Below are 15,452 nucleotides of genomic sequence, written 5' to 3' on the forward strand. Positions count from 1 at the left end.
GGTGATCTCTTAGATAAATAGGTACTACACTTGATTTTTTAAATGTTTTTTCGAATGTATCCTTATTTATTTAAGGCTCCTAAAAATATCAATCTGATCGACAGACCAAAACACTATTTCCACGAAAAAATAGCCATCCATTGATTGCAGACATGAAAATTGGCGTTAAATTACCAACTATATGAAGCGCCGGGAGGAAACAATGGAACAAACGGACGAAGCTGTTGCAGTTGAAGAGAAGGTAACCGATCCGGTTTGTGGTATGAGCACCAAATCGCCTGACGAGTACATCCCCCACGATCACGAGGGAACAACTTTTTATTTTTGTAGTGACCACTGCCTGGAAAAGTTCAAGGCGGAGCCGGATGGTTATCTGTCTTCTAAGGCAGAGAGCAAACGTAGAGCTTCGGAAGCGGTTAGCGCAAAGGGTGCCGTCTACACCTGCCCCATGCATCCGGAAATCCGCCAGAACGGCCCAGGAGACTGCCCCAAGTGTGGTATGGCGTTAGAGCCAGACACACCCGCCATCCAATCAGAAAAGGTGCAATACACGTGTCCGATGCATCCGGAGGTAGTTCAGGATGAGCCTGGGGAATGCCCTAAGTGCGGCATGTCCCTGGAACCGAAAACCATGGCGACTGACGAGGAAGAGAGCCATGAATACCGGTTCATGCGCAACCGCTTCTGGTTTTCGGCGGCACTTTCGCTGCCGGTGATGATCATCGCCATGAGGGATTTCTTTGGTCTGGGCAATTTGGAGCAGGTCTTCGGAAGCGTTTTCCTACACTGGGCAGAATTCGCGTTGGCCACGCCGGTGGTGTTGTGGGCAGGATGGGTATTTTACGTGCGGGCCTGGAAGTCAGTCGTTTCCTGGAATCTGAACATGTTTACCCTCATCGGTCTGGGTACCGCCGTAGCCTATGTATACAGCGTCGTGGCGGTAATGTTTCCTGATATTTTCCCTGGTGCTTTCAGGGCGGATGACGGCACAGTGGGGGTCTATTTCGAGGCATCAGCGGTGATCGTCACCCTGGTGTTGCTCGGCCAGATGCTCGAACAAAGGGCGCGCAGCCGCACTGGCGCCGCCATCAAGGCGTTGCTCGGGCTGGCGCCCAAGACCGCACGGCGCATTGAGGAAGACGGTACAGAAAAGGACGTGCCCTTGGACGAAATCCGGGTAGATGACCGGCTGAGGGTACGGCCTGGTGAGAAAGTACCGGTGGACGGCACGGTGATCGAGGGTAAAAGCAACGTAGATGAGTCGATGATCACGGGAGAACCGATACCCATCGAAAAAAAAGAGGGCGATTCGGTGATCGGGGCCACGGTCAACGATAAAGGGGCACTGGTCATCCGGGCGGAGAAGGTCGGTACGGACACCGTATTGTCCCAGATCGTCAAGATGGTGGCCGAGGCCCAACGGAGCCGGGCCCCCATTCAGAAAATAGCCGATGTCGTCGCCGCCTATTTCGTTCCGGCGGTCATCGGCATTGCGGTCGTCTCCTTTCTGGTGTGGTCGTGGGTTGGACCGAAACCCAGCGTGGCCTACGCCCTTATAGCGGCCGTGTCGGTGCTGATCATCGCCTGCCCTTGTGCATTGGGTCTTGCCACCCCCATGTCGATCATGGTGGCAACCGGAAAAGGTGCCATGTTGGGTGTCCTGTTTAAAAACGCCGAGGCCATCGAGACGATGCGCATGGTTGACACCCTTGTGGTAGACAAAACCGGGACCCTTACCGAGGGCAAGCCGAAGCTGACAAACGTCATCGCCGCCGACGGGTGGAACGAAAAAGATCTACTCGCTTATGCCGGCGGTCTGGAACGCAGCAGCGAGCATCCGCTGGCCGCCGCCATCGTCTCCGGTGCCGAGGAACGTGGGGTGGATTTGAAAAAGGCGGAAGATTTCGCATCCCACACCGGTAAAGGGGTTTCCGGAATGATAGACGCAAAAAAAGTGCTGCTGGGAAATCGAAGACTGCTCGAGGAATTCGAAGTTGTTCCCGACAACTTGGACGACGAGGTCCGGAAACTGCGCGATGAAGGTAAGACAGCCATGTTCGTGGCCATCGATGGTGAGGCTGCGGGGATCGTCAGCGTGTCCGACCCAATCAAGGAAACGACCTCCGAAGCCATGGAAAAGCTCCACGAGGAAGGCATCCGTATCGTTATGCTCACCGGTGACAGTGAGGTCACTGCGGCTGCTGTTGCCAAGAAGCTGGGGATCGACGACGTTGTCGCCGAAGTAATGCCCGAAGACAAGGCCAATGCCGTCAAACGTCTCCAGGATCAAGGTAACATCGTCGCCATGGCCGGCGACGGGATCAATGACGCTCCAGCATTGGCGCAGGCCCAGGTCGGCATCGCCATGGGGACTGGCACTGATGTGGCCATGGAGAGCGCGAGCGTAACGCTGGTCAAAGGAGATCTTCGGGGAATTGTCAGAGCCATAAAGCTTTCCAAGGCTACTATGCGTAACATCAAACAAAACCTGTTTTTCGCGTTTTTCTATAATGCACTCGGTGTTCCCATCGCCGCAGGGGTCCTCTATCCGTTTTTTGGTTTGTTGCTATCGCCGATGATTGCCGCAGCGGCTATGAGTCTGAGTTCGGTATCCGTGGTGGGCAATGCCCTTCGACTGAGGCGGGTTAAGCTGTAGCGATGCGAATATACAAGCAAACTTTCTATCTATTTCGGTGTTGCATTTAAATTGGTTGATCGCTGATTTCAGTGGACTGCAAGCTTTCCAGCCGCTGAATCAGGCTGTTATTCACTCCATGCAAAAGGAGATTAAATTGAAATATTATCCCGGAAATCATCCGCTGGGCACCATGACACGGCGCCGATTTCTCACGACGACGGGTTCGGCTGCCCTGACCGGCTACTTGTCTTTGATTGGACCGGCTTGGGCCGCACGTCCCGGGATCGAGAAGGCAGGCCAGTTCGGTGAGTTGGACGCTACCGCAGCCGGCGGCATCGACCTCTATATCGAAAACCGCGAGGTGCTTGTGGGAGGTCGCCCCGGCCGCGGTATCGCCATCAACGGCTCAATCCCCGGCCCGGTTATTCGCATGCAGGAGGGCAAGAACGCGCTGATCCGCGTTCACAATCGCCTGTCGGAATCGACCTCGATCCATTGGCACGGCATCCTGCTCCCGTTTACCATGGATGGGGTGCCGGGCATCAGCTTCGCCGGAATTCCTCCAGGCGAAACCTTCACCTACCGCTACCGCGTCCGCCAGAACGGCACATACTGGTATCATAGCCACTCAGGCATGCAGGAGCAGCTCGGGCATTACGGCCAACTCATCCTCGAACCGGCTGAACCCGATCCGGTCGACTACGACGTGGAGCATTCGATCATCCTGTCCGACTGGACGTTCGAGAATCCTCATCGCGTGCTGTGGAAGCTCAAGACCATGGAGGGCTATTACAACTTCCAGCGCCCGACCCTGGCCAACCTCGACGACCAGATGAGCGCGATCGGCATGTCGCTGACCGAGGCAGTCGGCAAACGATTGGCGTGGGATCGAATGCGCATGGACCCGACCGACATCGCCGACGTCACGGGAGCGACATACACTTACCTGATGAATGGCAAGGCGGCGCACGAGAACCCGACATTTGTTGCCAGAGCCGGCCAAAAGGTGCGACTTCGAATCGTCAATGCCTCGGCACTGACCTTCTATGACTTCCGGATTCCCGGCTTGCCGATGACGGTTGTGCAGGCCGACGGGCAGAACGTCAAGCCGGTGGAGACCGACGAGCTTCGCATCGGCGTGGCCGAGACATACGACGTGGTGGTAACGCCGCCGGATGATCGGGCGTACACGCTTTTCGCTGAGACGATGGACCGCAGCGGGTATGCAAGAGGCACGCTGGCGCCACGCGAGGGAATGTCTGCCGCCGTGCCGATGCAGCGACACCGGCCCATGCTGACGATGGCCGACATGGGCATGATGATGCACGGGGGTATGCAGAGCATGCAAGACAACGGAAAGGGCGGAATGGATCACGACATGTCGATGCCTGACGAGCACAACATGGCCGACAAGCCGCACCATGCGACCATCGGCAGCGAACTGCCCACCGAAAATCTGCCCGATCGCATCGCGCACGGTTCGGACCATCATGGCCCGGCCAGTATTACCATGGCCCAGACGGCCTACCGGCGAATCGACTACCCCGGCGCGGGGCTCGGAGACGACGGCTGGCGGGTTCTGACTTACAGCCAGTTGCGTGCTCTGGATCGGCCGTACGGCCGGCGGCCGCCCACCCGCCAATTCGACCTGCACCTTACCGGCAACATGCACAAATACATCTGGGGGTTCGACGGTAAGAAATGGTCCGAGTCGGACATGATCAGTTTTCAGTATGGCGAACGTCTGCGGATTAACATGATCAACGACACGATGATGAGCCATCCGATTCACCTACACGGTATGTGGATGGACCTCTACGCAGGCGGCACGCTGGATGACAATCCCCGCAAGCATACGGTCAATGTCCAGCCATCTGAATTGCTGACCGTGGACATCACCGTTGATGCGCCGGGTCAGTGGGCGTTTCACTGCCATATACTCTACCATATGGAAGCGGGCATGTTCCGTACCGTTGCTGTGGTCCGCTCGCTGAAAGGAGGCCCCATCGATGTCGACGCTTAAACTTCAAAGCATACTTGTGGCGACCATCATCGCACTGAACGTACCGTCTTTTGCCCAGGAAGAATCGAACCTGCCGATCGCCGCGAATCGCCCGATGCACCAGGAATCGGCCGCGCAACACGAAAGTCAGCCTTCGCCGTTCCCGGGAGGCGAAGCGCCGCCGCTGCCAGAAGGTATGACACTGGACGAGGTACTTGACTACTCGGCCAGCCCGCCGCCGGATGATTTTCCCGAACCCGTCCCCGATGATCAGTTGTATGTCTTCACGCTTTTTGAACAGTTGGAGTATCGCCTATCCGCCGACGGTACACCCGACCAGCTCGGCTGGAAGGCGCAGGGATGGATCGGCGGCGACTTCAACAAGTTCTGGTGGAAAAACGAGGGTGAGGCTATCTTCGAGGGACCTGATGAAGGCGAGACCGAAACCGACCTGCTATACGCCCGCCTGATCTCGCCGTTTTGGAACTTTCAAATCGGGGCGCAGTACGCGAACGGTTGGAACCCGAATGATTATGAAGATCGCTGGTCCGGCGTGATCGGTCTTCAGGGGCTGGCACCCTACAAGTTCGAGCTGGACAACTCACTATACATCTCCGAGGACGGTGATGTGACGTTTGAACTCGAAGCCGAGTACGACCTGCGCCTTACCCAGCGGCTGGTGCTTCAGCCCCGCACTGAACTTGGCTTCGCGTTTCAGGACATCTCGGAGCGAAATCTTGGAGCAGGTATGACCGATGTCAATCTCGATATGCGACTGCGCTATGAAATCAAGCGCCAACTGGCTCCCTACATCGGCCTCCGATACCGGTTTCTTGTCGGCGAAACCGACAACATCGCCAAGTCTACCGGAGCAGACACCGAGCAGCTGTTCTTTGTGACAGGGATTCGCTTCGCCTTTTGAGTACAATGGGTGTGGGATAAGCGATAAAACTCGAATGCTCAAAACGCATTCGGCAACCGGGCGCAGATCGTTCTAAGATTATCGGAATATATCACTTATAATTCTCGCGAGATAGTATTCTTCGACATGGCGTGGGTTGCCTGAAAGAAAAACCGGAGACTGAAAATCATGAATCTTTTCCTGCAATCATGGGTCGATGCGGCCTGGACGAGCGTTGGCTTCTTCTGGATGGCCCTCTGGGCTATCGGCCTTCTTCACCTTCATTGGCTCGATGGGCAACATCCTTTTGGCAGCGCTTTTATATGATCGCGGCGTTATTTTCGCTGGCGTGATGGCGTTCATTTTCTCTGATCTGGTTGTGTTGCCGGTGCTAAGGATAAACGCCGAATATTATGGCTGGAAGATGGCACTGTACATCATGGGACTGCTGCTGTCGTGTTTGGTGTTCACCTCGCTGCTGATGCACTATGGCTTCCAACTCTGGGGCCTATTGCCCGACAGTAGCAGGGGAAAAGCGATCACTGACAAATAGTTTTTCAAACTGAACTACGGTTTGGTGCTCAATATACCTTTCATCGTTTCGAGCGCAGTGCTCGGTTGGCTCTGGTGGCGTCAACAAGCGGGGAATGACCACCATCACAGCGACGCGGAAGCGTCGTTGACCGACCGGATTCTTCAGGCCCTCTCCGTACTCGCCGCTATTTGGCTGGCAGGCGGTCTTGTCGTTAAAGCTATCGGCCTATATAGTGGTTAGGGCGGTTTCTGACGAATGCGAGCATGGTTATGGGAATTGGATCGACCTCTATTCTTTGATGGCCTCGTAAAAAGTCCCGGATGTGTCATTTCCGCGAGGTGGGAATCTATAACTATTCGAATTTTCAGGATTCCCGTTTTCTCGGGAATGAAAAAATGCCTGAGATTTAGACATTTTACGAGTTCATTATCCTTTAACAGGTAACGATTTTCGACTTTGAAAATAATAATATTATCATGGCAATATGAAAATGGTAAGCGTATTCGGAGTCATTTGATACCGCCATGTTACAGATCGGATCGTTGTGTTTTTATCTGAATTTAGGATTATCTTCACAGTTCAATCCCCTTGGATGGTTTGCTAAAAACGATCATGCCAGCCAAAAAAACCCCAGTACCCGTTCAAACACTATTTATAAACCTCATCAGTGGCTTGCATTATCTCTTCAGCGGGAGCGTATCCAATCATCTTGGCCGTTTTCATGTTTATAGCTAGTCTTAACGGATCATTGAAAACCAGTGGTAGATCACCTGGAGAAGCTCCATTGAAAATGTTAGCGATTATTTTAGCATAAAAAAGGCCCACAGGTTGATAGACGGTTTCTGAATTTCCCATAAGCACTCCATTTTGGACAGCCATTGATATCGATTGGGAAAAACTGGGAACTTTATTTTCTATAATAGGTTCTAATATCTTTTGCAGGCTTCTTTCAGTCAAACCGCGATGTTCGGTTAAATACACTGCGTCAACTTTTGGAGCTAACTCTTTATAGCACTCTATAGCGGTTTTTTCTGCATACCCTATAGGAACTTGAACCGACGGTGCATAACATGAAACGATAGTAAAATTTCGATCCGCAGCAACTTTCTCAATTTGTTCAATCCCTGCATAGTTTCTACCTGATGAAGAATATTTATCAAACACAATTCCCAACCGTTTGAATCTGAAAATATTATGGAATTTTCGGACTTGCCGTTCATAACGATTTGGGTCAACACGCGCATGAATGTGATCGAATCCTGATTCATCACTGCTTTTAATGATTCCCGAAAGCACAGGATTCCTCGCAGCGACGACTACTGTGGGTACTGAATGCTCGTAGTTGGCTAGATCTTTTCCAGCCCACGTACCCATAGCGATCATCAAATCAATGTCCTGTATCTGGTTAAGTCGTTGGATGACCTTTTTTTTAGTCTCTAATCTTAGATTGCTTTTATCCCAATTACTGGACCAGTATGCGTCAGCTACAAATTCTATATAAGGACTTTCAACATTTCTTGATATCCAGCGCCACAATTTTTCAGTGTCTGTGTTATTGTCAAGGTCGGGAAATTGAATTTCATTTAACCAACCAAGCTCAATTAGTCCTTGTATTAAGGCTATCAGAGTTTTGGGATAACCGGAAAAAGGACCGCCTTCGAAATAGCCAATACGCCACTTTTTTCCATTGTTGGTTAGAGGTTGAGTATTAAATTTGTCATTACTTAATAAACAAGCTGACAATAATAAAATTATCATAGTACCAAAAAGGAGTCCAAATAAAGTATATTTTTTTACCATGGCCTACTCCTGAGAAGTCTTAACGTTTTCAATTGGTAATACAGTTCGAAATCCAACATTGCTGAATGCTTCCCAAGCCTCACGATGAATGGGAGGAAGTATTGATTCGTGATCTTTTAAATTTGCCTGATATTTTCCACCAAGTAATAAATACTGGATCTCCCATAATTTTTCTTTTGTAGGTGACTCCAAGTTTCTAAATCCCCATTCACCGACACTGTTATTTAAGCCTCTGATTCCAAGCGCGTTTGCTTCAAAAAGAATAACCGGTGTAGGAATTGGAAAAAGGAGCTGCGCAACCTCGGCGTCCTTTCCTTCTGGTTCTTCTATCGGTTCAGCTCCTTGTTGGACCGCATACAACCACTCCACATCGGTGGGCAACCGTTTACCATAATAATGGGCATAGGCAGTTGCGCCATATGCTGTCACTCGAAGAACTGCGCACGAGGCATGCCCGGAGTGAGTGATTTGAAATTGACCATTGTGAAAAACAATCGGTTCATAGCCCTCCTGCACTTCCCCAAGCATCAGCCAGATCTCACCATCTCCCTCAACAACGTTCTTATCAACTCGGATTCTTGAAATCTCATGATTTAAAAACTCAACGTACTGGTGGTTAGTGACCTGCGTTTCGTCAATGTAAAAGGCCTTTACGCGGACTTTTTTTTCAGCCTCCTTTCGAAAAGCCTCCGGCAGGATGATTTCTCCTCCAGGGACAAATTTCAGGGTCATTTCGTCTTTAGACTGAATCGATGCGGGAAGAGGTGACTGCAGAGGGATTTGGCGCTGAAAAGATTCCAGATTCTCTGGCCTCACCTCTTCATGAATGAACAGAGGGGCAGGTTTTGAATCCGGCCTCAACCGCCAGGAATCACCCAGCCATTGCCAGAACGGAACAGAAATCACGGCAGTGATCAAAATCAATGCACCTATCCAAATAAAGCCACGTTTGTGCAAAACGAAAAATGATTTATTTGACCTTAAACGATAGATATTGGGCACTTTTTTCTGTGTTGGACCAATGGCCTCTACTAGGGCGCTCTCCAACTCTTCCAAAGAATCTAAACGCAAATCTAATTTTTCAGCCGTCGCGGAACGAATAATCCGATCAAGTCTTTTAAAAAACGGAGTTTCTGGGTTATCGAGGCCGGCGCTTTTAAAGGGCAATGTTTCTTGGGTTATCTTTCCTGTGACTGCCTCAAAAAGTATTTTTCCAAGCGCGTAAATGTCAGCTCTTCCGTCCGCTCTTTTAAAATCAAAAAAATGCTCCGGCGACATATAGGCAGGCGTGCCTTTTACATCCATTGATTGGGTAACGGGTTTTAACCGGCAGGATCGCACCAGACCGAAATCAGCAATCTTGGGTGTATCTCCATCCATCAGGACATTTTCAGGTTTTAGATCACGGTGGATGATTTTCTGTTCGTGCAGCGCTTGAATACCTTTTAATGTCGGCAAAAAATGTTTTCGAAGCCACTCCTTGGTGAGATTCTCTTCGGGATAAAACCCTTCTTCTGACATAGTGTCCCGCAAAATTCCTCCGGGAACATATTCCATGGCAATATACTCAATTTCGATCTCTTGGCGATCCTTTTGTTTTAACGACACGGATCCATAGTCGAATATTTGAACCACATTAGGGTGCCGCAGTTGCGCCATGGCTTGAACTTCGCGCCGAAACCGTCCCAGACCCGTTTCGCGTTCATCGTCATTATCATCGCAGGACTCCAACCATTCCCGGGAGATGACCTTTATGGCAACATCACGCTTTAAATTTAATTGATGGGCACGGTAAACCTCTCCCATTCCTCCTCGGGCAATAAACTCGAGAACGACCCATTTGTCGTTGAGAACAGTACCGATTTCGAGGGTGATATTTGTTGGATTATCCATTATTTTTATATTCTAAAGTTGTTCTACACTTTCACAACAATTACCGTCACATTATCTTTACCACCGTTTTTAATCGCAGATTCCAGCAGTTGGTCACAAACTGCCTGCGCATTAGAAGGCGCAATCAGAATTTTTAACATGTCATCATCGGCTAACATGTCGTACATTCCGTCACTGCAAAGCAAGAAAAGGTCACCCGGCTGGAGCTTTTCAATCCGTGTATCGACTTCATCAATATTGGAACCCAGAACCTGAGTCAGGATGTGTCGAGCGGGGTGCTTGACAGCATCCTCCGGCGTGATCTCCCCTTCTTCTACTAAAAACTGAGCCATGGTATGATCTACTGTTAGCTGCTCTAGGTGCCCTTGCCGCAACCGGTAGATCCGGCTATCGCCGACGTGGGCGATCAGTGCTTTTCCTTTTATTAGCACAAGCACTGACAGCGTGGTTCCCATTCCCTCAAATATTTGGTTACGTTCGCTGGCTCTCAAAATTTGGTTGTTCGCGAAACGAATCGTCCTTATCAGGTGATGAAGCCTGGATTGGTGAAAATCCAATCCAAGGCTCGGACTTTGTTTTTTCTTGTAATATTCTGACAACCCCTCGCAGACCATCTTGCTGGCGACTTCACCAAAGGCGTGTCCCCCCATGCCATCAGCGACCGCGAAGAGCATCCCGTAATCCTGGACGTTTTGGCCGTTGGTTACTATCAGATACGTGTCCTCATTGTTTTTACGCTTAAGACCGATATCTGTTTTAGCACATATTTTTATTTTGTTATGGGATTCCATTTTGTGGCGGTATTATTGGATGCTTTGTTTTTTAAAGGGCGATGAGGCAGAGAAAAGATGCCGAAAAACCGGGGGGGTATTCATTTCCCCAAATACCGTTTTGCTTATCACCAAACTTTTCTGACGAAAAGTGTTGTGAACTCTCTTCGATATATTTTATTTAGTAATAATTACAATAACATAATAACAATAATTGAACAAGTCAATACTTACGGTGCATTATCGGTCCGATCGCGCACTTCTGGCTGCAGAGCAAAAGCGGTTAAAAAAATTTAACAGCTTCCGAATAGGCAATTCTGTTGGCAACTCGATCAGTGTGCTGCCATAAGTCGTTTGGCTTAATAATATTTTTGACCCAACGCAGCAACCAGCTTGCCAAAGAAATGTCTGGGCTTTTCTCTTGCCTTTGTTTTGCATTTAACTTGAGATCATTGTTAAATTCAAAATTGTGAAACATAGAGACAGAAAGTACGTCATTCATTGAGTTTATTTCCAGTGATCGTGACATCTTCTACCCCTTTTCTGCATTATTATGATTTGTATGAATCTAATCAATCATTGTTGGTATGTTAAAAATGCATCATTAATGCCAAACAAGGATTCATTCACCAATGAAACGTTATTGCCCATCTATTCAGGTAGGTTTCTTAAAGTAAAAAATGCCAAATCATAAAAAAGGTTGCACGATGTGAAAATATCAACCAATCTACGGATATCTATGGAAGCAATACAGCGCAAATAATTCACTCCTTGAAGCAGAAAATTGGTCTAACCTTTCCTGAAATAATTTTTTAACATTAAATTTCAGATCAAATTACTTCTAATTGGTAATAGTTATTGAGATGAAAATTGTATCTGGTGTCAAGGTTGGAGTTGTGGCCTGAGATTTGCTCTTGATTGACTTAGCACCGTTAGGTTTGAGCTTTCACTTGGAAGCCGAGGTCAAAATGAAGATTGATTTGAGAACCTTTTTTTCAAATTAATAAAACTTCTGGAAAGGAAAGCGAATCATGAAAAGAATTAAAACTTCAATAATCGTAATTGGCGTTGTGAGCGGTTGCCTGATTCTCGCTGTAATCGGCTATGCAGGGATGGGCGGCGGTAATCATGGATCTACTGATCGCTTCGACGGCAGGTATGGCGATAATCATGGCAATGGATCTTACCATGACAGCAATTACAACGATCACCATTGGGACTACGATAACTATCAGGGATATAGCCGCTCAAACCGTCACAGAAACAGGCCACCTTATGAACACCATAACAACGAGATAATGGATCACGAAATGAATATTGGGAATGGCATTGATCGGTACCCTGGTAACGGTATACTGCATCGCAAAGGATCAGTACGCGAGCGTTATAACCATACGAGAATTGATTAATAATTCTCTTTCCGTTCAGACATCTTGTTGATCATGATTCAAGTAAATTGATGTCTGGGGCATACGCTGAGATAGAGAGAGTCGCCGGTGTGATGATTGCTTACCCTGAGACGACGATTACCATAGAGGTTACACGGACGCCAACGGTGCGGCAGAATATAACTATAAATTGTCTGAAAGGAGAGCGGTGACCGTAAAAAAATGCGTTGGTAAACGCTGGAATTGATCCGAAGCGGATCAAGACGGTCGGGTTTGGCGAGTCAATGCTGATTTCATCTATCTATCCATGCACGAAATCGGCGTGTGAATATCGTGATTAATCCCTTTCAGCAGGGGTAAGAGGTTTGGCCAATCCAAAGTAGGCATGTAAATAATTGCTACGCATGGAATTGTTAACTGACGTGTCGGACGGCTTTTACATATAATTGCGGGACCAATCGATATGAAAGATGTGATAAAAAAGTGGTATGAAAAAAATGTATTTCCAAACTTGGAAACATTGGCAACGAGAAATCTTCAAAGAGAACGGCGACGGTTGTTGGCCCAGGCACAAGGTCACCTGATGGAAATTGGTGCGGGTGCCGGCCAAAATGCTGTCTATCTGCCACCAGCAGTTAAACGTTATGTTGCTCTTGAACCATCAATACCATTTATTAAACGATTGCGAAATAATCCTGCACGCAGAAACGGTGATTTTGATTACCTGGTGCTTCAGGGCAAAGCAGAGGCGATTCCCCATCCCTCTGATATATTTGATACCGTCGTGAGTTTCCTGGTCCTTTGTTCGGTAATCGACCCAGTGGCGTCGTTAAGTGAGATATTCCGGATTTTGAAGCCAGGCGGACGCTTTCTTTTTTTTGAACACGTCCTGGCGGAGCGTCCTGAAACCTTTCGAAAACAACAATTTTTCAACCCCTTGTGGAAACACATTGCATGTGGCTGCGAATTGGTGCGCAACACACCCCGGGCCATTGAGTCAGCCGGGTTTGAATACCAACGATTTAACCGTTATCGTTCCTCCCACATGGGTTTGTCCATAACTGCTCAGGTAATTGAAGGTATGGCCATTAAGCCTTTCCATTTTAAAAAAATGTTTCTCGAGGTTGCCTGCTGAAAAAAGTTGTCTCGTAAGGGCAGCGTCCCAAACTCTTAACTCGTCTGTTTTTTTGGATTTACTCTGAGGGTACGGATAGAGAAAGCAACACCAAACGTTAATCGGGATATAGGCTTATCAAAAATGGAGAACCCAATTAAAAACAGCAAGCTTCATCAATTTTTGATCGCGACTACAGTTTTTGTGGTTGGTGGCAGCGCAGTCCATTTGTTCGTTATGATTATTGATTACCTCCTTATGCCTTCCTTCTCCCACATGGATTTGCGATCAGATTTTTTCGGTAGTGTGATGGCGTTAGCCATGTTGCCGATGGCAATAACATATGGTACCTGTCTCCTGGGTGTTTATTTTTTCTGGCGAAAAGCAAAAAATGCGTTGGCGCTTGCTTATAAAAAAGAAGCTCTACGAAGAGAGGCTGAAGAAGTTGTTCAAACCATGCAACGGCTCACCGGTATTTTGGCGGAACATTTGTCGAGTCATAATGCAGAAATCCTGCATTGGGTGGAGAACCGTGTACAAAAAACAGGAGCTGCTCCCCCAAGTATCGAACGATCCAGTCATAAAATTGCAGAAGCAATGAAAGCCTTGACCGAGGTCTCATTCGTTTCGCCTTATGTAGGAAAGCAGCCACTGACGGTCTGTGAGTTCGAAACAGCTTTTCAAAAAAAGTTGAAAAATCAATCCTTCACATCTGGCTGCGAAGACTTTTAGACAGTTGGACATGTGAGACTTCGATAGAACTTTTAATGCTGCCCGACCTGTCACGATCGGACAGGGTGTAGAGCCTATCGAAGAAATTTGCCATCCTATTGGCGTTTCGGATTATGATGTTGAAGCAGGTATTGATTTTTTGGAGTCCAGCTTTAATTGAGGCCGTCATGGATTGGCTATTTGGTTGGTTTCCGGGAAAGGAATCGTACCATACCATTCTGCTTATCCACCAGCAGTGAATGGCTGATGCAGCCATTAGCTTCACTCACTCTGGCTATGTAGTATCGTCCCGTATTCTTAAGCTCATCTATGCCGTATTCATTAATGATATTCTCGTCGATGCGTTCCTTGACAATCTCAGTTGCCGTGACCAACCCCATACCACCAAAGAAGGTCTCTTTAGAATTTTCCCCATCAAAAGGATTTTCCGAACCGGATAGCCGATGCTGGTTGCCATTATTGTTATGATTGAATCTGTTTTTAACTGCTAGGCTAAAATCCTTTAGGACATTTAATAATTTCATGGCACATCCTCAATATTGACTTTTTGGTTTTTCGGGTGGCGATAATATGAGATGATGCTTTCAAGGGTGATCTTCGTCTTGGTAACGACGTCTTCTATCTTATATTCTGGCAAACCTATCTATCAGGCCACAAAGGGGTAAGGTATCAAGCCATTAAAGTGACTCGACCGGATATCTCGCACCTTGAAACATTGATAAATAACGGCCGGGGTGCTTACCACATCGTAAACCATATCAAAACCACTTTCTACGGCAACAGCCTTACAGGCTTCATTGGCGTTATTTATCCCAAAAACAAAGGCTGGCCGTTTTTCCTTCAGAACAATACCTAAGGCGATCCCACTAATTTCGTCGATGAGCAGGTCTGTGATAAGAATGGTGTAGTGTGCTGACGAAGTGATTTGTTTTAAGGCGTCGAAACTCGAAGTAGTATAATATACTGAACCCACCCTCAGCGATAGAACATTAGTAATGTACTGCCCCATTACTCTGTTCTTGGTTATCACCAGCGCACATTGCTCTAAATTGACGCACGCTGGCACAATGTTGGTGCGGCCGTCTATGCAGATTGATTGCTTGCAGGGTTTACGCATTGCAGGCCTCCGTATTGCAAATTTTCCCTTCCAGCAATTGATGAAACAGCGCCTCTTTGTGACCGTCTGCAAGCGGCAGGTCGAATTTGATGGCTACTCCGATGGCTGCCGCCCTGGCGATACTGGCGGTGGTTTTGAAAATACCCCCACCAAATAAAGTCAAAACGAAAACCAGCTTTTGTCCGACGGGAAAACGGTTACGGGTGTTAATAAGTGCGCCGGACAAGCTGAGGTTACAGACAAAATCCCTGTAGACCCGATTTTCGATTACATAATCGGCAACCAGAAAACATGTGCGTCGACTGTAACGATGCGGATCCTGCATGACAGATTTCCGCAAGCGGTTTTTCTTCGATGAGGGGCTAATATTTCCGGGCGCGACAGCATGGGTAACCCGTTTTGCCTGAGAGATTTTGTCAGATCCTGTATTTAGCTTTCGGGCTGTCATTAACACTCCCTCCTTTTATTAGTCGATTAAATACATTGAAGCAAAAAAGATACCAGCGATGATTAAATCACAATAGTCATATTTTTCACCACTTAAGAAATAGTGGAATGCAGG

Annotated in this window: 14 protein-coding genes; 7 read left to right on the forward strand and 7 right to left on the reverse strand. The window is 48.1% G+C overall.

The window, feature by feature from the left end; genetic code table 11:
- Positions 1-202 precede the first annotated feature (202 nt).
- The 4 genes from GN111_RS23885 (at position 203) to GN111_RS33695 (ending at position 6,094) form a co-directional block, all read left to right on the forward strand.
- Positions 203-2,656 (forward strand): heavy metal translocating P-type ATPase, encoded by a 2,454-nt coding sequence (locus tag GN111_RS23885; RefSeq protein WP_155306160.1) that lies wholly within the window; start codon positions 203-205, stop codon positions 2,654-2,656.
- Between the two features lie 136 nt (positions 2,657-2,792).
- Positions 2,793-4,661 (forward strand): copper resistance system multicopper oxidase, encoded by a 1,869-nt coding sequence (locus tag GN111_RS23890; RefSeq protein WP_197740412.1) that lies wholly within the window; start codon positions 2,793-2,795, stop codon positions 4,659-4,661.
- Entirely contained in the window at positions 4,648-5,562 is a 915-nt protein-coding gene (locus tag GN111_RS23895; RefSeq protein WP_155306161.1) for a copper resistance protein B, read from the forward strand. Before GN111_RS23890 ends, GN111_RS23895 begins: the two co-directional genes overlap by 14 nt.
- Positions 5,563-5,776: 214 nt before the next feature.
- Positions 5,777-6,094, forward strand: coding sequence for a hypothetical protein (locus tag GN111_RS33695; RefSeq protein ID WP_197740413.1), 318 nt, complete (start codon positions 5,777-5,779; stop codon positions 6,092-6,094).
- A 630-nt stretch (positions 6,095-6,724) separates the two neighbouring features.
- Here the strand turns inward: GN111_RS33695 and GN111_RS23905 are convergent.
- The 4 genes from GN111_RS23905 to GN111_RS23920 all read right to left on the reverse strand — a co-directional run bounded on the left by GN111_RS23905 (position 6,725) and on the right by GN111_RS23920 (position 11,041).
- Positions 6,725-7,876 carry an ABC transporter substrate-binding protein gene (locus tag GN111_RS23905; protein WP_155306162.1) on the reverse strand — a complete coding sequence of 384 codons (1,152 nt, stop codon included), beginning with the start codon at positions 7,874-7,876 and terminating at the stop codon, positions 6,725-6,727.
- 3 nt (positions 7,877-7,879) lie between these two features.
- A complete protein-coding gene (locus GN111_RS23910) occupies positions 7,880-9,769 on the reverse strand; it encodes a bifunctional serine/threonine-protein kinase/formylglycine-generating enzyme family protein (protein WP_155306163.1) in 1,890 nt (629 codons plus the stop codon).
- A gap of 23 nt (positions 9,770-9,792) precedes the next feature.
- On the reverse strand, positions 9,793-10,560 hold the full coding sequence (locus tag GN111_RS23915; RefSeq protein ID WP_155306164.1) for a Stp1/IreP family PP2C-type Ser/Thr phosphatase: 768 nt from the start codon (positions 10,558-10,560) through the stop codon (positions 9,793-9,795).
- Between the two features lie 262 nt (positions 10,561-10,822).
- A complete protein-coding gene (locus GN111_RS23920; protein WP_155306165.1) occupies positions 10,823-11,041 on the reverse strand; it encodes a hypothetical protein in 219 nt (72 codons plus the stop codon).
- A 529-nt stretch (positions 11,042-11,570) separates the two neighbouring features.
- Here GN111_RS23920 and GN111_RS23925 point away from each other — a divergent pair.
- The 3 genes from GN111_RS23925 to GN111_RS23940 all read left to right on the forward strand — a co-directional run bounded on the left by GN111_RS23925 (position 11,571) and on the right by GN111_RS23940 (position 13,773).
- Positions 11,571-11,948: a hypothetical protein gene (locus GN111_RS23925; protein ID WP_155306166.1), complete on the forward strand. Its 378-nt coding sequence runs from the start codon at positions 11,571-11,573 to the stop codon at positions 11,946-11,948.
- Positions 11,949-12,390: 442 nt separating this feature from the next.
- The gene (locus GN111_RS23935; RefSeq protein WP_155306167.1) at positions 12,391-13,062 is read left to right on the forward strand and encodes a class I SAM-dependent methyltransferase; all 672 of its coding nucleotides are present in this window, start codon (positions 12,391-12,393) and stop codon (positions 13,060-13,062) included.
- 123 nt (positions 13,063-13,185) lie between these two features.
- Positions 13,186-13,773 carry a hypothetical protein gene (locus tag GN111_RS23940; RefSeq protein ID WP_155306168.1) on the forward strand — a complete coding sequence of 196 codons (588 nt, stop codon included), beginning with the start codon at positions 13,186-13,188 and terminating at the stop codon, positions 13,771-13,773.
- A 176-nt stretch (positions 13,774-13,949) separates the two neighbouring features.
- Here GN111_RS23940 and GN111_RS23945 read toward each other — a convergent pair whose 3' ends face one another.
- The 3 genes from GN111_RS23945 to GN111_RS23955 form a co-directional block, all read right to left on the reverse strand.
- Complete coding sequence (locus tag GN111_RS23945; RefSeq protein ID WP_155306169.1) at positions 13,950-14,297, reverse strand: hypothetical protein; 348 nt, start codon at positions 14,295-14,297, stop codon at positions 13,950-13,952.
- Positions 14,298-14,419: 122 nt separating this feature from the next.
- The gene (locus GN111_RS23950; RefSeq protein ID WP_155306170.1) at positions 14,420-14,890 is read right to left on the reverse strand and encodes a hypothetical protein; all 471 of its coding nucleotides are present in this window, start codon (positions 14,888-14,890) and stop codon (positions 14,420-14,422) included.
- Positions 14,883-15,338, reverse strand: a complete 456-nt coding sequence (locus tag GN111_RS23955) for a PilZ domain-containing protein (protein ID WP_155306171.1) — start codon at positions 15,336-15,338, stop codon at positions 14,883-14,885. Before GN111_RS23955 ends, GN111_RS23950 begins: the two co-directional genes overlap by 8 nt.
- Positions 15,339-15,452 lie beyond the last annotated feature (114 nt).

Source organism: Desulfosarcina widdelii, from assembly GCF_009688965.1.
In the GTDB taxonomy this organism is placed as follows: Bacteria; Desulfobacterota; Desulfobacteria; order Desulfobacterales; family Desulfosarcinaceae; genus Desulfosarcina; species Desulfosarcina widdelii.